Source organism: Rasiella sp. SM2506 (genome assembly GCF_050859505.1).
GTDB lineage: Bacteria > Bacteroidota > Bacteroidia > Flavobacteriales > Flavobacteriaceae > Marinirhabdus.
On the sequence record NZ_CP193934.1, the window covers coordinates 2640011 to 2665778 of the forward strand.

Annotated in this window: 23 protein-coding genes; 13 read left to right on the forward strand and 10 right to left on the reverse strand. The window is 36.8% G+C overall.

All coding sequences use genetic code 11. The features are described 5' to 3' along the window. Positions 1–152: 152 nt before the first annotated feature. The 4 genes from ACQ2HF_RS11980 to ACQ2HF_RS11995 form a co-directional block, all read right to left on the reverse strand. Complete coding sequence (locus ACQ2HF_RS11980; protein ID WP_432410655.1) at positions 153–932, reverse strand: DUF1206 domain-containing protein; 780 nt, start codon at positions 930–932, stop codon at positions 153–155. A gap of 169 nt (positions 933–1101) precedes the next feature. Beyond that, positions 1102–2295 carry an acyl-CoA dehydrogenase family protein gene (locus ACQ2HF_RS11985; RefSeq protein ID WP_432410656.1) on the reverse strand — a complete coding sequence of 398 codons (1194 nt, stop codon included), beginning with the start codon at positions 2293–2295 and terminating at the stop codon, positions 1102–1104. Positions 2296–2597: 302 nt separating this feature from the next. Continuing rightward, a complete protein-coding gene (locus tag ACQ2HF_RS11990; RefSeq protein ID WP_432413091.1) occupies positions 2598–5090 on the reverse strand; it encodes an ABC transporter permease in 2493 nt (830 codons plus the stop codon). A 47-nt stretch (positions 5091–5137) separates the two neighbouring features. Beyond that, entirely contained in the window at positions 5138–5827 is a 690-nt protein-coding gene (locus ACQ2HF_RS11995) for an ABC transporter ATP-binding protein (protein ID WP_432410657.1), read from the reverse strand. 30 nt (positions 5828–5857) lie between these two features. Here ACQ2HF_RS11995 and ACQ2HF_RS12000 point away from each other — a divergent pair, with 30 nt between their 5' ends. From ACQ2HF_RS12000 to ACQ2HF_RS12015, 4 genes are all read left to right on the forward strand, one after another. After that, entirely contained in the window at positions 5858–6598 is a 741-nt protein-coding gene (locus tag ACQ2HF_RS12000; RefSeq protein ID WP_432410658.1) for an arylesterase, read from the forward strand. A 72-nt stretch (positions 6599–6670) separates the two neighbouring features. After that, positions 6671–7282, forward strand: coding sequence for a DEAD/DEAH box helicase (locus ACQ2HF_RS12005; RefSeq protein ID WP_432410659.1), 612 nt, complete (start codon positions 6671–6673; stop codon positions 7280–7282). A gap of 48 nt (positions 7283–7330) precedes the next feature. Beyond that, a complete protein-coding gene (thiE, locus tag ACQ2HF_RS12010) occupies positions 7331–7972 on the forward strand; it encodes a thiamine phosphate synthase (protein WP_432410660.1) in 642 nt (213 codons plus the stop codon). Between the two features lie 167 nt (positions 7973–8139). Further along, the gene (locus ACQ2HF_RS12015) at positions 8140–8361 is read left to right on the forward strand and encodes a hypothetical protein (protein ID WP_432410661.1); all 222 of its coding nucleotides are present in this window, start codon (positions 8140–8142) and stop codon (positions 8359–8361) included. 54 nt (positions 8362–8415) lie between these two features. On the opposite strand, the gene ACQ2HF_RS12020 is transcribed toward ACQ2HF_RS12015, so the two are convergent. Further along, complete coding sequence (locus tag ACQ2HF_RS12020) at positions 8416–10308, reverse strand: CocE/NonD family hydrolase (protein WP_432410662.1); 1893 nt, start codon at positions 10306–10308, stop codon at positions 8416–8418. Positions 10309–10505: 197 nt separating this feature from the next. Here ACQ2HF_RS12020 and ACQ2HF_RS12025 point away from each other — a divergent pair, with 197 nt between their 5' ends. Continuing rightward, complete coding sequence (locus ACQ2HF_RS12025; RefSeq protein WP_432410663.1) at positions 10506–10730, forward strand: hypothetical protein; 225 nt, start codon at positions 10506–10508, stop codon at positions 10728–10730. Positions 10731–10772: 42 nt separating this feature from the next. On the opposite strand, the gene ACQ2HF_RS12030 is transcribed toward ACQ2HF_RS12025, so the two are convergent. Continuing rightward, complete coding sequence (locus ACQ2HF_RS12030) at positions 10773–11612, reverse strand: helix-turn-helix domain-containing protein (protein WP_432410664.1); 840 nt, start codon at positions 11610–11612, stop codon at positions 10773–10775. Positions 11613–11764: 152 nt separating this feature from the next. Between ACQ2HF_RS12030 and ACQ2HF_RS12035 the strand changes: the two genes are divergently transcribed. The 7 genes from ACQ2HF_RS12035 to ACQ2HF_RS12065 all read left to right on the forward strand — a co-directional run bounded on the left by ACQ2HF_RS12035 (position 11765) and on the right by ACQ2HF_RS12065 (position 18916). Then, positions 11765–13054, forward strand: coding sequence for an OmpA family protein (locus tag ACQ2HF_RS12035; protein ID WP_432410665.1), 1290 nt, complete (start codon positions 11765–11767; stop codon positions 13052–13054). Between the two features lie 4 nt (positions 13055–13058). Continuing rightward, entirely contained in the window at positions 13059–15296 is a 2238-nt protein-coding gene (locus ACQ2HF_RS12040; protein WP_432410666.1) for a hypothetical protein, read from the forward strand. A gap of 80 nt (positions 15297–15376) precedes the next feature. Further along, positions 15377–15925 (forward strand): hypothetical protein, encoded by a 549-nt coding sequence (locus ACQ2HF_RS12045; RefSeq protein WP_432410667.1) that lies wholly within the window; start codon positions 15377–15379, stop codon positions 15923–15925. Between the two features lie 291 nt (positions 15926–16216). Beyond that, positions 16217–16714 carry a DUF6252 family protein gene (locus tag ACQ2HF_RS12050; protein WP_432410668.1) on the forward strand — a complete coding sequence of 166 codons (498 nt, stop codon included), beginning with the start codon at positions 16217–16219 and terminating at the stop codon, positions 16712–16714. Between the two features lie 2 nt (positions 16715–16716). Beyond that, the gene (locus tag ACQ2HF_RS12055; protein WP_432410669.1) at positions 16717–17952 is read left to right on the forward strand and encodes a hypothetical protein; all 1236 of its coding nucleotides are present in this window, start codon (positions 16717–16719) and stop codon (positions 17950–17952) included. Between the two features lie 10 nt (positions 17953–17962). After that, positions 17963–18445 carry a DUF6252 family protein gene (locus ACQ2HF_RS12060; RefSeq protein WP_432410670.1) on the forward strand — a complete coding sequence of 161 codons (483 nt, stop codon included), beginning with the start codon at positions 17963–17965 and terminating at the stop codon, positions 18443–18445. 45 nt (positions 18446–18490) lie between these two features. Continuing rightward, complete coding sequence (locus tag ACQ2HF_RS12065; protein WP_432410671.1) at positions 18491–18916, forward strand: hypothetical protein; 426 nt, start codon at positions 18491–18493, stop codon at positions 18914–18916. A gap of 295 nt (positions 18917–19211) precedes the next feature. Here the strand turns inward: ACQ2HF_RS12065 and ACQ2HF_RS12070 are convergent, their stop codons facing one another. The 4 genes from ACQ2HF_RS12070 to ACQ2HF_RS12085 all read right to left on the reverse strand — a co-directional run bounded on the left by ACQ2HF_RS12070 (position 19212) and on the right by ACQ2HF_RS12085 (position 24269). Then, a complete protein-coding gene (locus ACQ2HF_RS12070; RefSeq protein WP_117160149.1) occupies positions 19212–19403 on the reverse strand; it encodes a cold-shock protein in 192 nt (63 codons plus the stop codon). Positions 19404–19472: 69 nt separating this feature from the next. Then, a complete protein-coding gene (locus ACQ2HF_RS12075; RefSeq protein ID WP_432410672.1) occupies positions 19473–21035 on the reverse strand; it encodes an SDR family NAD(P)-dependent oxidoreductase in 1563 nt (520 codons plus the stop codon). Positions 21036–21171: 136 nt separating this feature from the next. After that, positions 21172–22176, reverse strand: coding sequence for an LLM class flavin-dependent oxidoreductase (locus ACQ2HF_RS12080; RefSeq protein WP_432410673.1), 1005 nt, complete (start codon positions 22174–22176; stop codon positions 21172–21174). 161 nt (positions 22177–22337) lie between these two features. Beyond that, positions 22338–24269, reverse strand: coding sequence for an ATP-binding protein (locus tag ACQ2HF_RS12085; RefSeq protein ID WP_432410674.1), 1932 nt, complete (start codon positions 24267–24269; stop codon positions 22338–22340). Positions 24270–25162: 893 nt separating this feature from the next. On the opposite strand from ACQ2HF_RS12085, the gene ACQ2HF_RS12090 reads away from it, so the two are divergent. Next, the gene (locus tag ACQ2HF_RS12090) at positions 25163–25741 is read left to right on the forward strand and encodes a TetR/AcrR family transcriptional regulator (RefSeq protein ID WP_432410675.1); all 579 of its coding nucleotides are present in this window, start codon (positions 25163–25165) and stop codon (positions 25739–25741) included. Positions 25742–25768: the final 27 nt, after the last annotated feature.

Below are 25768 nucleotides of genomic sequence, written 5' to 3' on the forward strand. Positions count from 1 at the left end.
AGTGCTGCCAACAGGAACGTTAGAAAACTAACTGGTTAAACAACAACCGAAATACTATGCTGGTCAATAAAAAGATACGTATACAATATCTAGGCTTTGACGACTTTTGGTTTTCGGTGCTGGGAATTCTAATTTTAGGACGATGCACCCTATTAGGCGCTTGTTAACTTGCTGGCATATTTTGCCTTGATCATCATATAAATACCATAGGCAACTAATCCTAACGCAATGATCACTAATACAACGTTCCCAAAAGTACCTTCAAGAAAACTAAACGCTTGTTTTTTTCCGGCGAGATCCCCACTATCTTGTGTAAAAATCCCTCTGAATAGTAAAAACGCGGTGATAGCAATTACAATACCACGAGCCGTAAATCCTAGCTGACCAGAACGGATAAGAGCTTGCTGTGCCTTTTTATCCAGGCTCGTCTCCTCTATTTTTTCTCTGAATTTCCCTGAATATGCCTGATAAAGTTGGTAGATAGCCTTACCCAATAGGGCTACTGCGGTAGCAGCTAACAATACGTTGCCCCAAGTGCTGTCCAGGAGTCCTCCGCCACTGCTTCCTCCACTTCCGGAACCAGCTTCCAGAATAATCTTTACGGCAGAATAAGACAGAAATCCGTAAAACAAACCACTAAAAAAATAGGCGACTCTTACCGTTAAACCCTTCAAACCTGTACCGCGGTCTTCTGGATCTGCAAAGGTTTGATACCATCTCCAAAATACATACCCCGCCAATCCTAACGCTATGAGCCCTAGCAATACTTGACCAAAAGGTTGTTTTGCAACAAATTGAAGTGCGCCGGTACTTCCCGATTCTTTTCCTCCCAAACCTAAAGTTGTCATTATGGTAAGACCCCCTATAAGAATGTAAACCAGACCTTTGGTTGCAATTCCAAATCTTGCAAAAGTTTCTCTTTTCTCAGCCATGATACTAATTATTTTGGTTGACGCAATTTACTGTTTAGCATTAAAACCCATCCAGGATATTCCCAAAAAGTGAGTGCTGCGTATGTACCCGCACATCTTTATTTAATAGGTAAGCGCTCATAGATTTCCAGAGTAGATTTTATTCACATTAATGAAGGAAAACTTGCTCTTATTTTTGAGTGGCTTTCATTTCCTCAAACAATTCTTTAAACAACCCCCGAGCGATCAATACTTTCATAATTTCATTGGTGCCCGCATAAATTCTGGCTACTCTATTATCTGCATACATGCGGGCAATGGGGTATTCCCACATATAGCCATACCCACCAAATAACTGTAGGCATTCATCTACCACCTTCCCGTGCATTTCGGTAGCTGAATATTTCGCTATGGAGGCGCTTTCGGCAGTAAGCTCGTGCTTAGCTAGTAACTGTGTGCAGCGATCTAAAAAAGCCTGGTGTAGCTGGAGTTGCGTGGCACATTCGGCTAACCTGAATTGAGTGTTCTGAAATCCAGCAATAGGTTGGTTAAAAGCGGTTCTTGTGGAGGTATACTCAATTGTTTTTTCGATGGCACCCAGAGCGCCACCAAGTGCAGCAAGGGCTACAGCTAGCCGTTCTCTGGCTAATTCGGTCATCATAATTTTAAAACCGTTTCCTTCTTTTCCTAATAAATTTTCTTTTGGGACTTTTACATTATCAAAAAACAATTCGCAGGTATCCTGGGCTTTCAACCCTATTTTTTTAAACGGGATTCCTTTTTCAAAGCCTTCCATGGTACTTTCCATCAATAACAAGGAGACGCCTTCTTTTGCGGTACCCACATTGGTTTTTACGGCAACGATAGCCATATCGCTCATATAGCCATTGGTAATAAAGGTTTTTTGTCCGTTTACTACATAATGGTCCCCTTTGTCTACTGCGTTTGTTTTAATGGCTTGCAAATCGCTCCCGCAATTGGGTTCTGTCATCCCAATGGCGGTAATTAGTTTCCCCGAAGCCATCTGTGGCAGGTATTTTTGTTTTTGAGCTTCGGTTCCATACTTTAAGAGATAGGGTGCCACAATATCTGAGTGCAATGAAAAACCGGGACCCGTAATTCCTTCTCTATTCAGTTCTTCTATGAATAAAGCGCTAAAACTAAAATCCAAACCACTGCCCCCATAAACTTCCGGCATGTCTATACATAGCAATCCCAAGGCGCCGGCACGTTCCCAGATGTTACGGCTTACCATCCCCTTTTTTTCCCAGCTGTCTACATGCTCCATGATATCATTTTTGATGAAATCCTGAATCATTTGTTGCATCATGGTGTGTTCTTCCGATGCATATAGTTCACGTTCTAAGAGTACATTTTTTAACATAAGATTTGATCTTTTGGAGTATTGCTACTTTCTTTCGCTATTAAAGATACCTATTAAATATGAGTCCAAATACATTTCTACTCCACGCCTATCCTCCTATCCTTAGACAGGCTCAGGAAGGCTTCGGGCAAAGGCAGAATTTACCCCTCATCTATTTTATACCTAAGCGCTAGTGAATCTTACAGGGTGGTATTACATTTTTAGAGAAACATTCTGGAAAGAAATAGTAAGGTGAGTTTGTGTAAACCATTTTTTCCTACTACAGAGCCACCACACCAATACGCGGGGCAGTATATAACCACTTATACCTCTCTACGGAGTACTTCTAAGGGCGAACTTTTTAAGACTCCCTGGATATTGCTTAGTCCAATGGCCAACACCAATGCTGAAATACCAGGCAAAAACACCAGAAACGGAATAACAGAGGGTACAAAAGGTTCTTTAAAAACAAAAATTGCCAGGAGCAAACTACTTACTAATGCCAAAAGAATTCCTACTAAACTGCCTAAAATACCTAAAAACAAATACTCCAGTGCTGCTATTTTTAGTATTTGAGTATTCTTAGCACCTAAGGTTCTAAGTAGGACACTCTCCTTTATACGCTGGTATTTACTAGTGCGAACAGAGCCAATTAAAACGATAATCCCTGTAAGAATACTAAAGAACGCCATAAAATTAATAATCCATGAAACCTTGTCCAAAATATCTTCTACAATAGTATACACTTGCCTAAGGTCTATGATAGACACATTTGGGTATTTTGCTACCAGTTCCCGTTGCAAAGCTGCGGAAGTTTTTTCGTTAGGTACGTAGGTGGATACCACGTTAAACTGAGGAGCATTTTCCAGCACACCGGTTGGAAATACAATGGAAAAATTGGGTTGTAATCGTGCCCAATCTACTTTCCTGATACTCCCCACAATAGTTTCCATAAGCACGCCTTGTACATTAAAAACAATAGGATCTCCAATGGTTACTCTGGCGTCCTGGGCCAGGTTGTCTGAAATTGAAATATGGATTGGATCTCCAGCTGTTTGGGTAGGAATCCAGGTGCCTTCGGTAAGCTCTTCGGACGAGATAAGTGCCTCGCGATAGGTGGTTCTAAATTCATGATTTAAAATCCAACCTCTTATTTCACTGGTACTATCCTGGCGAATCTCATTGACAAGGGTTCCCTTCAAACTATGCATACGCATGGTTACCAGCGGAATGTTATCTATGATGGGGAAGTTATTTGAAGTAAATGTATTTATAACACCAGGAAGCTGGTCGCCTTGCACATCCAGTGTGATGAGGTTTGCAGTATCTGACGTTTGACTCACGCTAGTCTTAGCTAATAAAATGTCCTTGGTAAAATATAAGGTGCTTATTAAAAAAGTCCCTAAGCCAATTGACACTAGTAATACTAAGGTTTGATTATTAGGGCGAAATAAATTTAAAACCCCCTGGCGAACTGTAAAACTTGCCCGTTTTGGAAAATAGGTTTTTACAAATCGCATAACGAGTACAGCAATCCCAGCCAAAATGCCGAAGGTTACCAAAATACCCACTACAAATGCAAATGCGAAAAGCAAGTCCCCTAACAACCAAAATGAAAACAGGTATAAAAATAAGATAATCAAGACAAAGACAACACCCCTTGCTTTTGCGGGCTTTTTAAAGGGGACACTCCCTATTCGCAACACTTCTAAAGGAGATACATACCATGTACGTAAGAGCGGTAATAAGGCAAACAATACCGACATAGAAAAGCCTAATAAAACTCCCATAAATAAAGGTTGCAGCGGGATACTGATGTCAACTTCAAACGGTAAAAATTCTTTTAAGAGATAGGGAAAGAGTTCCTGAAACCCTACGCCAATGAGGGTTCCGATTAGCCCCCCCAGGATGCCAATTCCAGAAATCTGGATTAGAAAGATCAAGAAGCTTTGTCTTCTTGTGGCACCCAGACATTTTAAGACGGCTACCGCCTGTAGTTTTTCTTTGATATAAATATTTACAGAGCTTGCAATCCCTACGCACCCTAACAGCAAGGCAATAAAGGCTGCCAAATTTAAGAACTTGCTTATGTTTTCGTAGCGTTGTCCTAAACGCCTACTCGTACTGGTATGGGTATCTAAATCACTATTTTCTGTATCCAGCATGGGGCCTATACGTTTTTCCAAATCTAATAGGTCTACTGTGGGCGCTTTATAAAAATACTGATACTCTTTCCTGCTTCCAAACTGTAAAAGTTGAGTCTCACCAATATACCCATTTGGAATGACTACTGTGGGAGCTACAGAAGTAGAAATAGCCGTACTGCCGGGTATGGCTTTTAGAGCCCCCGAAATTGGTAAGGTTACCTCTCCTATTTTAATAGAATCGCCAGGTATTACATTAAACTGTAGCATAAGGGTAGCGTCTACTAAGGCACCACCAGATTCCTGGTAGTTTAAAGCAGCAGCAGCAGGCTGGGTATCCATAGTTCCATAGAACGGAAAATTGCCTTCCATGCCTCGAACACGTACCAACTTGGTGCCTCCGTTCTTCGGAAAAGCAATCATGGACACGAAGTTTACTTCTGAAGCGTCTGGCTTTAAAGAATCTATAATAGACTGCGCCCGTTCACTGGGAAGTTGCCTACTATCGATTATAAAATCGGCACCCATTAACGCTTTAGACTGTCTCTGTAAATTATCTTTAAGATTCTGACTAAACAATTGTATAGAAACTACCGCCGCAATTCCCAAAATAATAGAAGACATAAATAGTAGCAGACGCACCCTGCTCGCTTTGGCATCGCGCCATGCCATTTTAAATAGCCAGGTGGTATGTACTTTGGATGGAACTATTTTTTTACTCAAAATACGGCCGTGGGTTCGTTAGAGATTATTTGCCCACCTTTAAGTCTTAATATTTGTTGGGTTCTGTTGGCCAGGTCTAAATCGTGAGATATAATAACTAAAGTTGTTCCTGCATCTTTATTAAGCTGAAATAGTAATTGAATGACTTTTTCTCCAGTTTCTTCATCTAAATTACCCGTAGGTTCATCTGCAAATAGAATTGTAGGACGATTTGAAAATGCTCTTGCCAATGCCACACGCTGTTGTTCCCCTCCCGATAATTGAGAAGGATAATGATGTGCTCTGTCTGCTAGGCCAACTTTGTCCAGTAAGATCTTTGCTCTTGTAACGGCATCTTTTGCACCTTGTAATTCCAGCGGTACACTCACGTTTTCGAGCGCGGTAAGCGTTGGAAGCAATTGGAAATTTTGAAAAATAAAACCCACTTCGGTATTGCGTAACTGTGCCCGTTCATCTTCGGTTAGTGTGTTTAGGTGATGCCCACATAATTCTACGGTACCAGCATCGGGCTTATCTAAGCCAGCGCATAAGCCTACTAAAGTTGTTTTACCACTTCCAGAGGGTCCTACAATAGAAAAGGTCTGTCCTTTTTCAACTTCAAAAGACACATTTTGCAAAACCGTTAATTGTTTTGAACCACTTGTATATGTCTTTTCTAGCCCGTTTATCTTTAATATCTTTGACATTTAGCTTTTTAATTTTTCCGTATCTTATTTATGCATACCTATATACAAAGATTCTTAAATGTAGCGCACGATGTGCTACCAAACGTCTTAAAGTTTTGTTATTTTCTACTCTTTCTGGTACTGTTTTCCTGCGGTAACGATGTTACAACCAAGCCACAGGAACAAACCACTACTACAGACACTAGCGATACTACTATGACCAACACAAGCTCAAAAAAGACCATCCTCTGTTTTGGTGATAGTATTACAGCGGGTTATGGTCTGGACGATACTATGGATGCATTTCCCAGCGTGCTTCAGTCTAAGATCGATTCGTTGGGGTTAGCGTATGTTGTTGTAAATTCTGGGTTAAGTGGCGAAACCACTGCTGGCGGAAGAAGCAGAATAGAATGGGTGCTCCGTCAGGAAATCGATATTTTTCTTTTAGAATTGGGCGCTAATGACGGCTTGCGAGGGGTTCCGTTATCTGAAACCCGAGCCAACCTACAGGCCATTATTGATGCGGTTCGCGAGAAAAACCCTACCATACCTATCATACTTGCAGGAATGGAATTGCCACCTAATATGGGGCAGGAATACACATCAGAATTCAGATCGGTTTTCGCCGATTTGGCAAAAAAGAATGGGTTGTTGTTTATTCCTTTTATCTTAAAAGATGTTGGAGGTATAGCTGCTTTAAATCAGAGCGATGGCATACACCCTACGGTTGAAGGTCATAAAATTGTTGCCAATACCGTTTGGGAAGTATTGGAACCCGTGATCAATCCATAAGGATTGTATATATCTACAATAGAAAAAGGAACTACCTTCTTATAAATCGGTTACAGGTAGTATCTTTGTTCTATGCCTTTTAAAAAACTACATCCCGAAATACAAGAGAAATTAGCCTCTTTTGAAATAGAAACCCCTACACCCTTACAACGTAAGAGTATTCCTGTTATAAAAAGTGGTGCTAACGTTTATTGTACAGCTCCAAAAGACGCTGGAAAAACTACGACACTTATTCTTACTACCTTGCATACCTTAAAATTTGAAGCTGTTGGTAATGCTCCAAGAGCGGTAGTGCTGGTAGAAAATAAGGAAAAAGCTCTGGAGTTATACGATGCCTTTTTGGAATATACCAGACATACTCCGGTACGCGTGTATGTAGGGCATGAACATCTTCATGTAGATGTACAAAAATCTGAAATCTTTATGGGAATAGACATTCTTATTTCTACACCTAAGTCCATGAACAAGTTGTTTTTGATGAATGGAGTACCTGTTTCTCAATTAAAAATATTTAGTGTAGACGATGCGGAGTTTCTTGTGCAGCAATCGGCATATAAGGCGCTTATGTCAATTACGCAAAGTATTAAAAAATGCCAGTATGTGCTGTATTCAGAAAAAATAGACCCAAAACTAAAACGCTTTGAGGCCTATTTTATGGAATATTCTAAGAAAGTCACTGTTTGAGAGAATACATCCAAGTACAAAGCTGCAATTACAAAGAAGTAAGACACTATGATTCCTAAACTACATTATATATCACAGGGAAGTTCTCCAGAAGAACATCTGGAGAATATTCAAAAAGCGTGTACTGCTGGGGCAGAATTGGTGCAATTGCGTTTGAAAAAACTTTCAGAAAAAAAACTTTTAAAGGTTGCAAATGAAGCTAGAGAAATCACCTCTCATTTTCAGACAAGATTACTGATTAACGATCATTATAAAATAGCAAAAGAAGTAAAGGCAGATGGTGTACATTTAGGGAAAACAGATGCCAACCCTACGCTTGTTAGGAAGTTTTTACACTCGTGGCAAATTATTGGCGGCACAGCAAATACAATTCAAGACTGCGAAAGATTACTTGATGTACAAGTAAATTATATTAGTTTAGGCCCTTTTAGAGCAACCACAACTAAGGACACAACCCTTCCTGTATTAGGTTTAAACGGATATACTGCTATTACAGACATCTTGAAAACAGGCACTCCAATACTAGGTGTTGGTGGCATTACCACAAACGATGTTACAGCGCTTTTAGAAACGGGTATTTCTGGTGTAGCTGTTTCTGAAGCCATCACACGTGACTTTAATACCATACGAATTTTTAACCAATTACTAAATGCATCGGCTACAGCAGAGCAGCGCCATACTTTTGAATAAAGTATGCAAGGGAGTACAGTATATTGGATTTTTATTTCTGGAGATCGCTATTTTTAAGAGATCCTGCTATTAAGCAGTATTTGCGGTGACCGTTGCCAGAGATATTTAGGTGCCAACATAACACAGGTAATTGACAGATTTTAATGCATTAATAAAAAAGGAGTAGTATGAATTTAAATTTAGTTTCTTGTGACGCACAGAGGCCCGACAGAAGAGCGATAGCCAAGTGTATCGTGGAGATAGCAAACGTGAATGATTCCCTGGCAAATGAGCTTACTGGCTACCTTCTGGAAGGAGATGCTGTAGCTATTGCCATTCAGGACAAAGACACTGCATCTGCGCTAAGAGCTTTGCGTAAACTGGATATTGACTATGAAATTATAGAATGAACTATCCAATACGTTTATAACTGATTTACATAATAAATCTTTTCACTGAAATTCCTACTTTCGGATTGGCAACCTAATTTGTGAAGGATATTTTTTTGAGTGATACACTTTGTTTTGAGCAACAACTGCTTCAGATTCGTCATAATTAGTACCTCCTGTATTAAGATTTCTAGCAAAACGAGGGAAATTACTGCTGGAGATTTCAATTCTAATGCGGTGACCCTTTCCAAAATAATTACTGGTGGACATAGGAGTTAATTCTAAAGGATACACTTCGCCTTTCTTCATAAACACTTCTTTGTCATAGCCTTCTCTGTACCGCGCACGTTGTATGGTTTCATCCAGGTTATAAGCGGTTCCGTCTGGGTACACATCTATCAGCTTAATGGTGAAATCGGTGTCTTTTGCATCGGACGATACGTACAACATAGTTTCAATAAAACCGCTTACTTCTACGCCTTCCGTCAGCACATCGGTCGTGTACACTAAAATATCGGGACGTGCTTCCAGTTCTTTTTGATCAAAAGCACCACCTTGTACCGCATTCCCTGTACAACATACATTTCCACCCAATGAATTCACTGGATTCATTGGGTCGTAGGTAAAGGAATCTGGCGTGTCTTTCCCTGCTTTTTTCGTTTGCAAGGTTCCGGTACTTTTTGCAGCGCCCGCATTTCCGTCGCTATTTAGAAAGTAGGTGGTTAGCTTCGCATCTGCCGGTGGCCATTGCGTTGCTGCTTGCCATTTGTTACTTCCCATAGTATAATACTGCACACGCGGTGTTGTCTCTTTGAAATCGTTTTTATCGCCTTTTAACCAGTAATCCAACCAGCTATAAATTTGTTCCTCATAATTAAGGCGTGCATCGCCTACACTTCGCTGTCCTACAACGGTGTTCTCTGTAGCACGCGTATAACCACAGTGCAAGGTAGGTGCAATAACCAAATACTGATTGTCTCTTATTTCGGCATTCTTTGCATTGTTGCGCACGTGATTAAACAAGGCAAGATTTGGTGTGATAGAAACATCGTACCAAGAAGCAAACCAAAAACTTGGCACCCCAATTTCCATATCGTCATGATACAATCCACCTTCAAACCACGCCGGATCATTCGGCTTGCGACGCACCATTTTATCAAAGATTTCGTGCTTTCCGTTGATGTTTTTCAGAATATCTTGTATAGGAAGGTGTTGTAAGGCTTCAGCCATATCTATGGGCGGATTCTCTGGAGCCAGATCATAAAAGCGCGAGATGCGTATAAGATCTTCCTGCGTAGCCCCTTCTGGAATTCTAGGTTTAAATGTATCGTGTTCTACCCCGTATAACCAAGAAAAGAATAATAATTGTTCCACACCCCCGCGATACCAGTTTCCTTGCTCCATAATATCTCCTACGCGTCCTACTCCTGCGCCAAAACCTTGTGGCACCATCGCGGCGTGGGATGGATGATCTAAAGCTGCCACTGCCATTTGCCATTCGGCCGTTGAGGAACATCCTATGGTTCCAATTTTCCCATTGGACCACGATTGGTCTTTCATCCATGAAAAAGCATCATACCCATCAGTTAGCGGAACACCCAGTATATCCCAGGTACCTTCAGAATAATAGCGACCGCGTTCATTTTGCACTACGTAGGCATAGCCTCTTTTCACCATTTCATACGCTTGCTCTGCGGTGCGTGTTCGTTGTTCGCCATCGCCCCAGGAATTAAAATTGTAAGGCGTTCGCGAATAAATAATGGGAACTTTCTCGTTGCCTTTTGGTCTGTAAATATCGGTAGCCAAACGGATCCCATCACGCATGGGCATCATCACTTTCTGATCTATAATCGCGATTTTTTCTAATTTTGAGTAAATATCTTCTGATGTAGCTTCTTGTGCCTGTAGCTGGATGGTTTGAAAAATAAGAAGTACTAAAAACAATGGAATGTTTTGAAAACGTTTCATACTAGGAGTGGTTGGTTAATAACCTTATAAAGTTACTGATAATAGATGAGTAACGTCCAGCAGTTTTGCTAGTTTCCAATTTCAGTAGAAAATGAAGTGTTATCCTGCAGAAATTCCTTTTCTACTTTCTTCGGAAATAGGAAGGTTCAAGCTCCCCTACGCTCAAGTTTAGTATCTTGCATGCTTAAACTACTCCTATGAAAATAACCTTAGTGTCATGCGATGCACAGCGGCCGGATAGTAGAGCGATTACCAGATGTATCGATGAGATCTCAACAAACAGTGGTGGGCTTTCTTCCCCTGAACTTACTAATATCCTCTTAGAAGGAGATGCTGTAGATATTGAAGTGGAAGATAAAAATACCCCTTCAGCCTTACGAGCGTTGCGGAAATTGGATATTGATTACGAAATTATAGAATAATACAAACTCATTAATGAACGTGATTTTGGCTTCTGTCTTACTTTATAAGGATTTTCTACCCATATATTCTTTTACAAACGAATCTTTTCCTTCTAAAAAATTTCTGGGGCTACTTCCAATCATTTTTTTAAAATCGTGTATAAAATGTGCTTGGTCATAGTACCCACAATCTAATGCCAAATGGTGTAGTTTCTCCGTATTTGAAGTGTTTAACAGTTCAAACACCGTATTTAATTGAATCACTTTACAAAAATATTTTGGCGAAATTCCTACAACCTCTTTAAATTTTCTTCTAAAATGCCTTAAACTAATATCTACTCCACGAGACAACTCTTCTTGGGTTATATTACCTCCCAAAGTATATATTTTTGTGATAGCAGCTTCTAGCCATTTAATTTCTGGCAGCTTCGTTTCAAGAAGCGATTTTAAAAACTCTAGTAGTGTTTCAATTCGCTCATCTGTTGTTTTACAGGTTGATAATACTAAATGCAAGTCTTTATTTACTGTAGTTGGCACTACATTTTGAAAATTGCTCCATTTATTTAAAAAATAAGATCCCGGTTTATGAAATAAGTAATAGGTTGTTAAAGGATGAAGGACTAAACCTATTTGTCCAAATTTTCCTTGAAGTTTTATAGAAATATCTGCATCAAATATCTGACCTGCTATATGCACTCTTGAAGTGGGCTTTGTCTCAACACTATTAACAGAAATTATTGGAATACTATCATATACATATATTATCAATGGATGTCCAGTAGCAAAAACAGGGTATACTGTATCTAGCTTATATTCCGATTTCCCTTCAATAATACTTACTACAATTTTTTTTAGTTCTTGTGGTATCTCATAAGATAAATTAGTAGCAAAAGATTTTTTCATACAAAATGTATTTAGAAGTCATGTCCGATATATACAATGAATTAGCTATTTATTGAGCTAAGTTTGGTGAGATTCATAGTAAAAATAAACATTTTAAAAAAAAGGATGTTCCCTTTTTATGATTATAAACCAAGGAATAGAAAACAACAATTATGAAAATGCTAAAACCACTACTACTCACCTTTGCTTTTTTATTAATAAGCAGTACTACACAAGCCCAATTTTGGAAAAAGCTAGAAAAAAAAGTAGAAGATGCGACCGAGCGAGCCATTATAAGAAAGACAGAACAAAAAGTCACTAAGGAAACTGAAAAAGGCATGGACTCTATTTTGAATCCAAACACAGGTAAAAAAAGGAAGAAAAAAAGTAGAAACCGCAAAAATAACGAAACTTCTTCAGAAAATGATAGCAATCAAAATTCTGAAGAGAATGTTGCTATTGAAAATTCTAAAGCTTGGAGTACGTATAATTTTGTGCCAAGAGATGAAATTATTTTTGAAGACGATTTAAAGAACGAAGAAAATGGTGAGTTCCCTTCTCGATGGGATTTGATAAAGGGTAATGCCGAAAACGCTTCATTTATGGAAGAAAACGTCATTAGAATGTATAATGGGACAAAGATTACCCCTTTAATGGAGGAGGCGTTGTACCTACCAGATGTGTTTACCATAGAATTTGATGCTTTATTTAAAAGTGTGCATGGACCAACGTATCAAGATTATAGAATTAGTCTGTGGCCAGCTTCTATGAACTATGGCTATTCAGAAGATAAAAAATATTATTGTAAGAGCATTAATTTAAACATGCATGGAGCGTCAATGGACTGTGTTGACAATAAAGCTGTTAAAAAGTATGCATCTTATAATGACGCTATGGTTGCGGGTGTTGGAGAGCCTGTCTGGAGACATATTGCCATTGCTTTTAACAAAAGAAGTTTAAAGGTGTTTATAGACGAAAATAGAGCGTTGAATATTCCTAATGTTAAGTTCAAACCTGAAGCTTTCAGCATAGAAGTTTTTGCCTATTACAAAGAATTATCTGGCATTAAAAACATCCGTGTTGCAAAAGGTGGTAAAGACCTATACGATCGCGTTTTGGCAGATGGAAAATTTGTAACCCGCGGAATTCTGTTTGATGTTAATAAGGCAACCATCCAAAAAGAGTCCTATGGTGTGCTTAACGAAGTTGCCAAAATGATGAAAGCGCATAAAGATCTCAACTTTAAAATAGAAGGCCACACCGATAGTGATGGTGCTGATGATTACAACCTAAAACTTTCTGCAGATAGGGCAATTGCTGTAAAAAATGCATTGCAGGAAATGGGGATATCCAAAGACCGTTTTCAAACGGAAGGCAAAGGAGAAACTGCACCAGTATCAGACAATACTTCGCCAGAAGGCAAGGCAAATAACAGACGTGTAGAATTTATAAAAATTAAATAATACTATGTTCTCATCCATAAAAAATAACATCCTACTCCTACTCTGCGGTATTTGTATTCTTTCTTGTGCCGAAACTAACAAAAAGAGTGCTAATACTGCATATGTTGACGTAATGATAAGTGAGGTATTAACAGATGAGGCCATCAAAGAAAGTTGGGAGTTGTTAACTAATGGGCAGCAACTTGCTGATGAAGGTGAAAGTATTGAACATATTGTAAAAACATTTCCTTTAGGGACTATTTTTCAAACTAATCATACATCTATTAGATTCTTCATAAAAGGAAGTATATCAATGATTATTGAGTTAGATAGACATAACAAAAATAAAGGGTTAACAAAAGGAGGTAGCAATGTAAATAGAACATCACAAAGCTTACCCTTGATGAATATAAACGCTAACCTTAGTAACTTTAATATAATTGACAATAGCAAAGAAAATGTTGATGTAGTTGGCAGTGATAGAAATGATAACGAACGACAACAAAAAAAAGCTTTAATACTAGCGCCTTATAATTCAACAGATTTTAAAAATTATGATGATGCCGATGTCGCGTATAAATATCTAAAAAAGAATAGAAATTATAAAGACAATATAAAATTTCTCAAAGATAATAATATTACACTAGATGATTTTGCAAGTTTCGCTGAATATGACTTGGTCCACTTATCTACCCACGGTGAAAATTTTTGTGAAATAAAAATAATGGAAGATAACAGTTGGGTATTAATGGACCCTAATAATGTTAGAAAATGTAATCTAACAATTTCAACTAACATTCAGCATTGGTTCACTGAAAATGAAAAGGATATACCTGAAGAGATAAAGGAACTCTATAAAAAGTATGGTGAGTTCATTGATATAAGCGATAACGAGATTTTATTAAAAAACTCATTTTTCTTTAACTTCTATAAATCCGGCTTAAAAAATAAAATATGGATTTTTAGCGCCTGTCAACTAGGTTCAAATAATTATTTTGAAATAACAATGGATGATATCCATACCAACGGACACTTTTTCTATTGGCTAAATTCTGTAATGGGATCTGACGCTGAGAGGGCCTTCAATGAATTTTATGATAATTTAATTATGTATGGTCTAGATGCCGCAAAGTCCTTTGAAAAAATACCTACAGTATTGAGAGAAAATATACCGCAGGTTGACATAGATACATTTAAAGTAGTTGTGGACACAGTATATAAAATAGACCCAAAAACTAAAGAAAAGCTATCTGAATTAGTATATAAAGACTCTATTGCAAAAAAAAACTATACAACCTCCCTCCTTCACCTCCAGACTGGTGACCCAAGACATGGCATAGAAGTAATAGACATGCTAAACCCTACCAACAATAGCCTTGTTCAGGCTGGAGATTTTTACAAATTAGTTGGTGAGTTTGACGACGGTAAAGATGAAGCTTTAACATTAAAAGTAAAGCTAATTGGTTATACCAAAGCCGAGTTTTTAGAAGAAAAAATGAACATTAGCCTTTTGGTAGATGATGAAAATGTTTTATCGAAACAGTCATTTTTACCCGACGTTTCTGGAGATAATAGTACGTTAGAATCCATTAAAGACCATAAATATGGAGTAATAGTAACGTTTACAGATATTGCCATACCAGATGTAGGCACGAAAGAAGAACTTACGCTAAAAGCTATTTTACATTTAAACGATGAACACATATCCATTCATAAAGAGACAGTATCTATTCTTTCTTACGGGATAATTGCAACCACAGAAAGACGTGGTAGAAAGAGCAAGTTTACATATGATGGTAGAAGAAAAACAGGAAAATATGAATTGGGTTCCCTACCCGTAGTGTATCATGATGATGAAGGGTACAAATATATAAATTCAAGAACTTCAGGTTGGAAAAAGGTCAATATGAGAAAGATGACCGGAACCAATTCAAACTTTGATGCAAGAACGCGAACGTTGTTAAATTTTCCATTAGTAGGTTATGCCCTAATTTTTAAAATGAGTGACATTCAAAAAGTAAGTGAGTATAGCGAAACAAAAGTTGAATGTGGTTTACCTGCAAAATGCACTCAATTTAGTGCATCAAATGGTGTTAAACTCCTTTATAATGGTAGCGGAAGATTAATAGAATATACAACACCTAGTCAAACGATAAATTTTCAATATGGAAACTATAATGTCATTCTACCCGAAGCTGGGATTCCAAAAAAAGTAAAAAAGTTAGAAGATGTAATGTCTGGAACAGAAGCAGTACAAAAATAGATTAGGGGCCTAATTAGATACTATTTCAAAAATGAATAAATAATATAATATAATTTATAACTAACACTAAAATAAAAATCATGAAAAAAGGACTCTTAATTTTAACGGTAGTATGTATTTCTTTATCAGTGAATGCACAAGTAATAAAGGATGTTGTCTTAAAAGATAAGCCAAAAATTGTCAAACTTAATTTGCCTAATGCAGACCCAATTATTATGGAAATAATTAATGGAGCAGATGAAGGCACTTTTAAAATTAGTATGGCATCTTTAACATTAACGAAGTATGTAGACACACGTAGTCCTTATGTAGGAAGCACATCTTACTCAATAGTAAGTTCCTCTAATAAATTCTTCAGTCTAAGCAAGTATGATGCGTTAACTGCTGAAGGTTCTTTTTTTGTAAATGGATCAAGAAGCGCTGCAAATGTTAGAATTTACACAACTAGAGTAGGTGGTCAAAAGATGACTATTAGACACACAGAAGGTGTGAATACAGATTTGATAACTTTAAGTAACCTTGAAATAACAAAAAAGGGGATAGCTAGCTATATAATAACTGGAGATTCTAAAAAAGACGGCAATATTACAAATTACATATTCAACGTTTACAGACATGTAATTCAATAAACTGAAATTTTGCTTTAACTAAAATAGCATTATGAAAACTTCAAAAATAACACTACTAATAATACTATGTATGTTAGGCAAGAAGCAAAAAAATCTCTAAGTGTACTACTATAAAAATCCGTTTAGAAAAACAATTGTTACCTGGAAATCATCTTCTTCCAGGTGATAAATTTATACTATACAACACCAATTTAAAGTTGCTAGTAAAACAAAAAAGAGTTGAAAATTGTGGTGATTTAAAGTATTAATAATACAGATATACTTCTGCATATATAAATAAAATTTAATAATATGAACAAAACAAAAACACTAAAAACTAGATTCCATAAAATAGCATTTATCTTGTTGTTAGTTTCTATACCATTTAGTAGCTGCTCTAGTGATGACGATGCTACAACCCCAGAACAGACTAATTTCTTTTTAACAGCTAAAATTGATGGCGTAGATTTTTCTGCAAACTCAGCAGATCCCCTTGCTAGTATTAGTAACAATCAAACACAAATATTTACTATTACAGGAATTAACAATAACGGAGGAAGAATAACACTTACGCTTCCTAGCCCTATAATCGTAGGTACATTTACTACAGATACGGGTGCTATTTTGTCTTTTGTGTCACCCAACGTTGAAGTTTGGGGAGCTACTGAAGATGCTGGGACTGGTACAATTACCATAACAGCAAACAATACAACAGCTATCGAAGGTACATTTTCGTTTACTGGAGTAAATCCAGCAGATAATTCCACAAAAGTGATTACCGAAGGAAAATTTAAAGCTAAAAAACTATAATAATGAAAACTAAAAATTACATACTACTTTTATTCATATTCACATTACTTCAATCGTGCAAAGCACAACAATCTAATGGTACTTTATTAAAAGTTGAAAACCATCTAATAGGAGAATTAGACTATACTCATGAAGCATTAGATTTGATGCAAATGCAAGTAAACGGAGAAGAAATAAGTTTAGGAATAATCAATACGGATGGTACGATTCTTTTCAATTTACCTGAATTCGATATTAAGGCACTCTATGATAGTATTCCGTTACAAAAGTATAAGTTTCACAGCTTATTTTTAATGGATAGTGGTTGCAAAGACAGGGATATTTTTGCAGAAACACCATTTGATGGTGTATACGCACAGAAATACGATCCGGTGTATATAACTAAATATGGTAAAAATATAGCGATACTATATCCCGTGACCAATGAAAAAATGTTAACGAATAATCAATATGTTAGTAAAAGCCTTGCTGTAGGCAGTAAGTATTTTTGGTTATATATAGATAGAGCCATAGTGTATAACGATGAATGTGTTAAAACATCTTTTAAAGGTAATTATGATATTGAGGTTGCTATTAGTACAAACATCCAATTTGAAAAAGGATGGAACTTTATAGAAGAAAGTCTTGTAGAAATTCAAGATTATAGCAGAGATGATTACCATACCACCTTACCAAAAAAAATACAATTTACCAAAAGTGCTCCTGCTTCTAAAAAGGTGAAATGGTTTTTAAAACAAATAATGGAAGATGAAAAAATACTCGCTGCCAAAAAATCATACGAAATAGCCCCCATTACAAAAGAGCAATTTAAAAAATGGCTTCCTGAAAAAGCAGGTGATTTAACCAGAACTAGTTACGAATTAGATAAAACTCTAGATCAGAGTAGAAGTACAAAAAATAATATGTACTTAGTTTTTGAAAAAGGCAACCAAAAAATGGAAATAGCAGTGCTGGATGGAGCAAAAAATCCAGACGATTTAGAAATGGCTAAGTTTTCTTTTGCAATGGATAACGAGTATAAAAGGGATGATAAACCAACTAGTGACACCACAATAAATGATGCAGCCACTAATGGAGACGAACACCATATAAGCAAAGAGGACACGGAGAAAAAAACATCTGATATAGTGTCAATTTTTAAAGATAGAATTGTGCTGTATGCCAGTGGAGAGAATATGACTGCAACGCAATTGTGGGAGGCTATTAAAGCTTTAGATATAGCATCAATCATTAAATAAATTATATAAAATGAAAAAAATAATCACTGTAATATTGTTAGTAGTACTAACATATAGTTGTTCTGATGCTAAAAAAAACAAAACAACAGACGACACAAAAACAGACCAGACTCAAGATGATACGTATTTAAAAGCAAAGATAGATGGCGTCGCTTTTTATGCAGCTACTCCTCACTTTATTTACGATCAAAAAATAATCTCACTAGCTGGTATAAGTAAAGATAAAAACGAAAAAATTAGAATTTATATAAATTATACAAATGGCCCAGCAACCTATGCTTTTGGTAAAGACATAAGCAATTCAGATAATCTAATATATACGAATAATAAAGTGCATTGGTTAGCTGCAAAAATAATGGGAGAAGGCACCATTACCATTACAGAAGAAGGAGCGTTTTTAATAGGTAAATTTAATTTTACAGGCATAAACAAAGAGGATAAGAGTACAAAACAAATTACTGATGGTGAATTTAAAGTAAGATTAGATCCTTAATTAAAACGAATGTAAAAACACAAATCTTAAATAGTATATTTTATTATGAAAATTATATTTAAAATAATAAGTATCCTAAGCTTGTTTTTACTAACAATACTAGTAGGTTGCAGGGATTCAAAAATCGCAAACAAACAAGATGCTGCTGCAGTTACATACAGTACAGATTCTACTACAGTAAAATTTGAAGGAGTAGTTACAGCTGTTAAAAATGATTGTTGGGCTGATGGTGAGTGCAGCATTGAGGTTAATAATGAATGGTGGATTGCCATTGTATATGGATTAAGAGACCCAAGTACAATTCCTAAACAAAGGGGACAATCCAAAGAGATTCGTTTTACAGAAGACTATGAAAGTATTGGAAAAATGGTTAAAGTATATGCAAAAATCGAGAAGAATAACAGTTTAACATTAGAAGGCAATAATGCCTATTACGTTGAGGTAATAGAGAACAAAATTTTAAAAGAGTGAAAAAACGAATGTGATTATTATATTATTACTGCTAATAATAGCATGTAAAAAAGAAATCAATCTGTTAAATAATTTTGAATAAATACGGCGTTTTTTTGAAAATATAAATGAGGCAGTCTAACAGTTTGAAGATTTGGAAGCGACGCGAATTCGGGGTTAAGAGCTTTGCTAAAAATAAGTACCAACCTCGAAATTACAAATTAGTGATATTAAAGTTTCTCTTAGAAAATTTTACAAACAAAAAGCCCATCAATAAATTGACGGGCTATTTTTAAATACTTGTAATGTCTATATATTAGATAACTTTTACGTTTACTGCATTTAATCCTTTGTTACCTTCTTGAAGATCGAATTCAACTTCATCGCCTTCGCGAATCTCGTCTATTAATCCTGAAATGTGTACAAAGTGGTCTTTTTCAACACCTTCTTCTGTGATAAATCCAAATCCTTTGGTGTCATTGAAAAATTTTACTGTTCCTTTACTCATAATGATATTATATTTTATTTTAATAATTACTTAGTGATAGTCAACTATGGTGCCACAAATTAGAATTGGCTACCAATCTATAGGGAAATAGTCTTTTAAAAACTTTCCACACCAGTGTTTTCCTGTGTTAATCCCATCTATTAAAGGATCCATAACTCTAGCAGCACCATCTACAATATCTAAAGGTGGCTGAAAATCGTGGATTTCTGTTTTCTTTTTTGACAATTCGGCAGGGTCTTCGTCGGTTACCCAACCCGTATCTACTGCATTCATATAAATACCAGACTTTGCAAAAGTGGCGGCAGACGTATGCGTCAACATATTTAAAGCAGCCTTCGCCATATTGGTATGTGGATGCCTGTCTTCCTTTTTAAAGCGATGAAACTTCCCTTCCATCGCACTTACATTAATGATATGTTTTTTTCCTGTGTTTTCTTTCATCATTAAGTTAGACAACCGATTGCATAACACAAAGGGCGCTACGGCATTAACCAGCTGTACTTCTACCATTTCGGTGGTTTCAATTTCGCCTAATTTTAAACGCCAGCTATTGGTTTTGCGTAAATCTACTTGTTGTAAATCGGCATCCAGTTTTCCTTCGGGGAATACTTCGGACGTTTGTAAAGAATTGTCAAAACTATACGGAATTTGAGACAAGGCTGCGGAATTGCGTAAGCCTATCCCTGGTTCGGGTCCGTGCCAGGTAACAGGGAGCACGTTGTTTTTACTCGTTTTTGAAGTACTAACACTAAAATCTGACAATTCCTGCAAACAGCTTTCGTGGTCTTTTAGTAAGGGCTGTGCCAATTCTGGTAATTGATCTATAGGAAGCTTTTCATTTTCCATTAAATGAAAATAAAAACCTGAAGGTCGGCGTACGGTTTGTGCCGCATTATTGATTAAAATATCTAAGCGATCGTATTTCTGCTCTATATAATTGCAGAAAATCTCTACACTGGGAATATGCCGTAAATCGAGCCCGTGAATATGCAAACGGTCGCTCCATTGGTTATAATCGTCTTCTTTAGAAAACCGAATGGCAGAGTCGGCAGGAAAGCGTGTGGTAGCCACAACGGTAGCTCCCGAGCGCAACAACATTAATGTAATGTGATACCCAATCTTTAAACGGGATCCTGTAATGACGGCTACCTGATCTTGTAAATCGGTAGTTTGAAAGCGTTTTGCGTAGTTTAAATCGCCACACTCCGTACACATCGCATCGTAAAAGTGGTGCAATTTTGTATACACTGTTTTACAGACGTAACAATTTCTTGGTGATTCTAATTCTGGGGTATCTTCTGAAATGGAGGCAGCAGCCAGTAGCTTTGGTGCTACAAACAAGGCAGCTTCCCGTGCAGACCGAATACCGGTTGTTTTTCTTGCGTGTTTATCTTTGGCAATCATTTTACGCTTTGCTGCCTTCTTCGCGTCTTTTTTTCGTTGCTTAAACTCGTCGCGATTAGGGCGGGAAAGCTTTCCAGAGACTTTTAGCAAGGCAGTTCTTTTTTCTTCTGAAAGTTCAAATAACTGATTGGTATCTGAAACCAACTGTTCTAATATGGAAATACAGGAATCTATCTCTTCAGTAGAGAGAATGCGAGGCGTGTCTATTTCGTTTTGATTGGTAGCCATATAGCTGTAAATAATATCAGAAAATATTTTGGCAAAGATACCAAACCCCTATTCAGAACCAATTGGGTTCGCTGTCATTTTTACTGAAAGTTCATTTTACTAACTTGTTTCATTTATGCTCCGTGACGGAAAAATTTTACTGCAACTCTTTCATGATTTCTGAAAACAATTCATACGATCGGATTCTATCTTTTACATCATAAATATTGGTGACGGCAATCAATTCGTCTGCTTTGGTTTGCTCCATAAACTCTTTTACCTGCGCCTTTACGGTGGCTTTACTGCCTACAAACGAATACTTCAGCATTTGGTGTACTTGTGGGTGTTGCAATAGCTCCTTATATTCTTGGGTCATGGCTGTTGGCGGTTGTACATAGTCACGCTTCCCCGTAAAGATCCCCACGATCATTCGGATTAAAGATGTGGACAAGCGCTCGGCTTCTTCATCTGTATCGGCTATAATAATGTTGACTCCAGCCATTACATACGGCTTTTTTAATGTTGCTGAAGGTTGAAACTCTTCCCGATAAATAGCGATGGCGTCCCATAAATGAGTTGTGGCGAAGTGGCTCGCAAAGGCATAGGGCAATCCTTTTTTTGCGGCCAGATGCGCGCTATCGGTACTGGAACCTAAAATATAGATGGGTACTTCCACCCCTTCTGCTACGGTGGCACGTACTTTCGCCGTTGCATTTGCTGCAGAAAAGTAGGTTTGTATCTTTTCCAATTCCGCAGGAAACGAATGCGCGGCTTGCATAAAATCGGAACGTATGGCTTGTGCTGTTTCTCTGTCGGTTCCTGGTGCTCTTCCCAAACCCAGATCAATTCGATTGGGGTATAAAGATCCCAGCGTGCCAAATTGTTCGGCAATGATTAATGGAGAATGGTTTGGAAGCATAATGCCCCCTGAACCTATGCGAAGTGTTTTGGTACCTTCGGCAACATAACCAATTAATACCGACGTGGCACTACTCCCAATGTTGGAAGCGTTGTGATGTTCGGCCAACCAATAACGCGTGTATCCATACGTTTCGGCATGTTGCGCCAACTTGAGTACGCTGTTATAGGTTTGCTTCAGCGTATGATTTTTAGAAACCAATGCAAGGTCTAGAATGGAATATAATGTGGAGTGGGATTTCATAAATGGAGTTAGTATCTTCTAAAGATTAGGGCTAAAAAATTTGTCAAAATTAGCAATACGTAGCCTCTTCTTCCACCGTGTTTTGATAAAGATAACATTTAATAATATGAGTAGTTTACATGAAAAAATCACTGTAACTAGAAGGAGTTTTTCTTTATAGTTCAAGCTACATTAGATGCATCGAAATATTTTTGCAATAGAGTCAATAATTTATTTTTGTTAATTGGTTTCGAAATATAATCATTACATCCTTTTTCCAGTATCTTTTCTTTGTCGCCAGAGAGTACCGATGCTGTTTGCGCTATGATAATTACGTCTTTGTTAAATTTACGGATTTGTCGGGTTGCTTCAAATCCATTCATCATTGGCATTTGAATATCCATTAGGATTAAATCAACATCAGCATTGTTTCTACAAATTTCTACAGCTTCTCCCCCTGTTTTCGCGTGCAGTAGTGTCGTACTATATTCTTTAACCAGAGCTGATATAAGTATGGATGAAATTTTATCGTCCTCAGCAACTAAAATTTTTAATCTATAGGCTTTAGGATCAAGAACAGTTTCAACTTTTTTGGATAACTTGATAGTTTTAGTCATGGGTTTTTTTCGGTGGGCTGTTCCATATGGTACTGTAAAATAAAATGTTGAGCCGTTTCCTTTTTCACTTTCTACCCAAATCTTACCACCAAGCAATTTTACATATCCTTTAGAAATTGACAACCCAAGTCCTGCTCCCTCATGTGCCATTTTATCTGAAACATTAGCCTGTATAAAACGTTCAAAGATTGCTGTTTGTCTGTCTTTTGCTATTCCAATTCCCGTATCTTTTACATAAAATTTTAATTCGCTTGGTTCACTTTCAATACTCACAACATATCCCAACTCAATGGTTCCTTCTGTAGTATATTTAATAGCATTTTTTACTAGATTGGTAAGAATAGAATAGATTTTTTCACTGTCGGTTTTAATAAACGCCTCTTTACCCGATAGCGAATTTTTAATCACAAAACATATTCCTTTAGCTTCAATTTCGGGTTTAAAAAAGGTATGGATGAATTCGATTTGCTCATTGATATTCGATTTATGTAGGTTAAGTTCCATTAATCCCGATTCAATTTTGGAAATACTAACAATATCATTAATAGTGGAAAGCATTCTAGCACCACTCTTTTTAATAATGTCTACATACTCTTGCTGCATTTCTCCTGAAAGTCCCGGTTTCTTTAACAAATCGACAAAACCAAGAATACCATTCATAGGAGTGCGTATCTCGTGACTCATATTAGCCAAAAACGCCGATTTTAACGAGTCGCTATTTTCTGCTTTTTCTTTTGCCTGCACTAATTCTGCGGCACGTTTTTCTTTTTCTCCATTTTGAAAAAGCAATTCTTTGTTAGCAATACTTAACTCTGCTGCGCGTTTCGCTTTTTCTTCATTTTGATAGAGAAGCTCTTTATTGGCGACAACCAACTCGGAGGCACGCTTGGACTTTTCTTTATTTTGAAAGACCAATTCAATATTTGCAATCACTAACTCGGCAGCACGTTTTTCCTTTTCTTCGTTCTGAAAGAGTAACTCTTTGTTAGCAACGCCCAACTCTGCTGCGCGCCTCGCTTTTTCTTTATTTTGAAAGACAAGCTCTTTGTTGGCTATAATCAATTCGGAGGCACGTTTTTCTTTCTCTTTATTTTGAAAGACCAATTCAATATTTGCAATCACTAACTCGGCTGCGCGTTTGGCCTTCTCATCATTTTGAAAGACAAGTTCTTTATTGGCAATAATCAATTCGGCTGCACGCTTAGACTTCTCGTTGTTTTGAAAAACAAGTTCAATATTTGCAATCACCAACTCTGCTGCACGTTTAGCTTTTTCTTCATTTAAGAATTTAAGTTCCAGATTTGCGATTATTAATTCGGCGGCTCTTTTGGCTTTCTCTTCATTTTGCAAAGAAACCCCTTGAATCGCTAGCATTAATTCTTGCTCCAATTGAGTACGCTTTTTGTCGTCAATATCTTTTATGGAACTTAAAAATTCCTGCTGTAATTCCTTCAACTCATCCCGAATTTCTTCTTTGGATTTATCCTGATTGCTCATATGTATAGTAGAGTGTTTATAGGGGTGCGCAGTTTGTTGTCTATTATTTTAAAATTGACATACGGCATCCCCATTCACTGTTTTTATTATTGATAATTGAATACTATTGATTTGTTCTGAGTAAGATGTATACTCAAAAAAACGTTTTGAAATGATTTGGGAGTTACATACGTAAGCGTATATAATCCTATTTCACTTATTATTTTATATGAAAATTAGTTTACAAAGATGTACTGTAGCAATCTTATGGAAAAACTATCAATCCATATTATGTAGTACATTTTTTTGTTAGAACAGCTCATCGACAATCATTTTTAGTAATGTGCTCAATGATGTTGAAGAACAGTTTAAAGACTAGAAGTTTACTTATGGTAATGCAAATTTGCAATTGCTGCTTTTTGGTGTGTGTAAATAATGCAAATGCGGTAGAAATCTTTCCATATCTATGCTCTTATGAGCTCGTATTTTCCCCTTAAAAATTTCCATAATATTTTCTTGAAGCTGAAAACTAACCTCTATTTGTTAATAATAAGGCAATATACCCCAACCAGTAGTATAAAGGTGTAACAAATGCTTCTATAACTAACAAAATACCTTATAATTCAGATACTTAGCATCTAATTGTAGGTAATTTAACGTTTAATGCATTTTATTAGTTGTAATCAAAGATTTTGTTGTGATATAGTTAACAGAACCTTACATTCTATCTATTTTCTTGCTTTATACTTTATATTCTACCATTTCCGAACTATTTGTAAGTATTTATAAGCTTTAAAATTTCATATCATGTTCACTGAATTTAAGTAATGAAAATATAATATAAATAAATGTTTGTTAAAAAAGAATGAACGTTCATTTTTGTGTTTATCTTTGTACTTTCAAATGAACATCATATGGCTACCCTTCAGAAAAGCATAGACAAACGGAACGCATTAATAAAGGCAACTATTGAGTTGGTAAACAACAATGGTTTCCACGCAACATCTATGAGTAAAATTGCTAAAATGGCCAACGTCTCCCCTGCTACTATCTACTTATATTTTGAAAACAAGCAGGATTTAGTCAACAAAACCTACATTGAAGTTAAAGCGGATTATACCAACTATGCCTTTGCTACCTATAAAGGAAATATGACGGTGGAAGCTGGTTTTAAATTGATCTGGCATCGTATTGCCGATTTTAAGCTGAAAGAATGTGAAAATGCGATGTTCTTGGCCCAATGTGATAATACACCTATGATTGATGAGCCCAGCAGACAGGAAGGTATAAAGCACTTACAGCCCCTACTCGACCTTTGGGCACGCGGGAAAGAAGAAGGAATTATAAAGCCTTTATCAGATTATCTGTTGTATGCGTATAGTATTAATCCGTTGTCGTTTTTATTGATGGCTCAAAATCGGGGTGCTTTTCAGTTGGATACAACTCATATGGAAGAAGCCTATCTGGCGGCCTGGAACAGTATTAAAGTTTAAAACAAATTAGATATAAATAACAAAAAT

What these genes read in the sequence shown, in the direction of transcription:
- ACQ2HF_RS12030 (WP_432410664.1), bottom strand. Translation starts at nt 11,612, where the DNA reads ATGAAAAAATCTTTTGCTACTAATTTATCTTATGAGATACCACAAGAA.
- ACQ2HF_RS12055 (WP_432410669.1), top strand. Translation starts at nt 16,717, where the DNA reads ATGAAAACTAAAAATTACATACTACTTTTATTCATATTCACATTACTT.
- ACQ2HF_RS12070 (WP_117160149.1), bottom strand. Translation starts at nt 19,403, where the DNA reads ATGAGTAAAGGAACAGTAAAATTTTTCAATGACACCAAAGGATTTGGA.
- ACQ2HF_RS12090 (WP_432410675.1), top strand. Translation starts at nt 25,163, where the DNA reads ATGGCTACCCTTCAGAAAAGCATAGACAAACGGAACGCATTAATAAAG.
- ACQ2HF_RS12015 (WP_432410661.1), top strand. Translation starts at nt 8,140, where the DNA reads ATGAATTTAAATTTAGTTTCTTGTGACGCACAGAGGCCCGACAGAAGA.
- thiE (WP_432410660.1), top strand. Translation starts at nt 7,331, where the DNA reads ATGATTCCTAAACTACATTATATATCACAGGGAAGTTCTCCAGAAGAA.
- ACQ2HF_RS12040 (WP_432410666.1), top strand. Translation starts at nt 13,059, where the DNA reads ATGTTCTCATCCATAAAAAATAACATCCTACTCCTACTCTGCGGTATT.
- ACQ2HF_RS12000 (WP_432410658.1), top strand. Translation starts at nt 5,858, where the DNA reads ATGCATACCTATATACAAAGATTCTTAAATGTAGCGCACGATGTGCTA.
- ACQ2HF_RS12035 (WP_432410665.1), top strand. Translation starts at nt 11,765, where the DNA reads ATGAAAATGCTAAAACCACTACTACTCACCTTTGCTTTTTTATTAATA.
- ACQ2HF_RS12080 (WP_432410673.1), bottom strand. Translation starts at nt 22,176, where the DNA reads ATGAAATCCCACTCCACATTATATTCCATTCTAGACCTTGCATTGGTT.
- ACQ2HF_RS12085 (WP_432410674.1), bottom strand. Translation starts at nt 24,269, where the DNA reads ATGAGCAATCAGGATAAATCCAAAGAAGAAATTCGGGATGAGTTGAAG.
- ACQ2HF_RS12025 (WP_432410663.1), top strand. Translation starts at nt 10,506, where the DNA reads ATGAAAATAACCTTAGTGTCATGCGATGCACAGCGGCCGGATAGTAGA.
- ACQ2HF_RS11995 (WP_432410657.1), bottom strand. Translation starts at nt 5,827, where the DNA reads ATGTCAAAGATATTAAAGATAAACGGGCTAGAAAAGACATATACAAGT.
- ACQ2HF_RS12020 (WP_432410662.1), bottom strand. Translation starts at nt 10,308, where the DNA reads ATGAAACGTTTTCAAAACATTCCATTGTTTTTAGTACTTCTTATTTTT.
- ACQ2HF_RS12005 (WP_432410659.1), top strand. Translation starts at nt 6,671, where the DNA reads ATGCCTTTTAAAAAACTACATCCCGAAATACAAGAGAAATTAGCCTCT.
- ACQ2HF_RS12045 (WP_432410667.1), top strand. Translation starts at nt 15,377, where the DNA reads ATGAAAAAAGGACTCTTAATTTTAACGGTAGTATGTATTTCTTTATCA.
- ACQ2HF_RS11985 (WP_432410656.1), bottom strand. Translation starts at nt 2,295, where the DNA reads ATGTTAAAAAATGTACTCTTAGAACGTGAACTATATGCATCGGAAGAA.
- ACQ2HF_RS12060 (WP_432410670.1), top strand. Translation starts at nt 17,963, where the DNA reads ATGAAAAAAATAATCACTGTAATATTGTTAGTAGTACTAACATATAGT.
- ACQ2HF_RS11980 (WP_432410655.1), bottom strand. Translation starts at nt 932, where the DNA reads ATGGCTGAGAAAAGAGAAACTTTTGCAAGATTTGGAATTGCAACCAAA.
- ACQ2HF_RS12065 (WP_432410671.1), top strand. Translation starts at nt 18,491, where the DNA reads ATGAAAATTATATTTAAAATAATAAGTATCCTAAGCTTGTTTTTACTA.
- ACQ2HF_RS12050 (WP_432410668.1), top strand. Translation starts at nt 16,217, where the DNA reads ATGAACAAAACAAAAACACTAAAAACTAGATTCCATAAAATAGCATTT.
- ACQ2HF_RS12075 (WP_432410672.1), bottom strand. Translation starts at nt 21,035, where the DNA reads ATGGCTACCAATCAAAACGAAATAGACACGCCTCGCATTCTCTCTACT.
- ACQ2HF_RS11990 (WP_432413091.1), bottom strand. Translation starts at nt 5,090, where the DNA reads ATGGCATGGCGCGATGCCAAAGCGAGCAGGGTGCGTCTGCTACTATTT.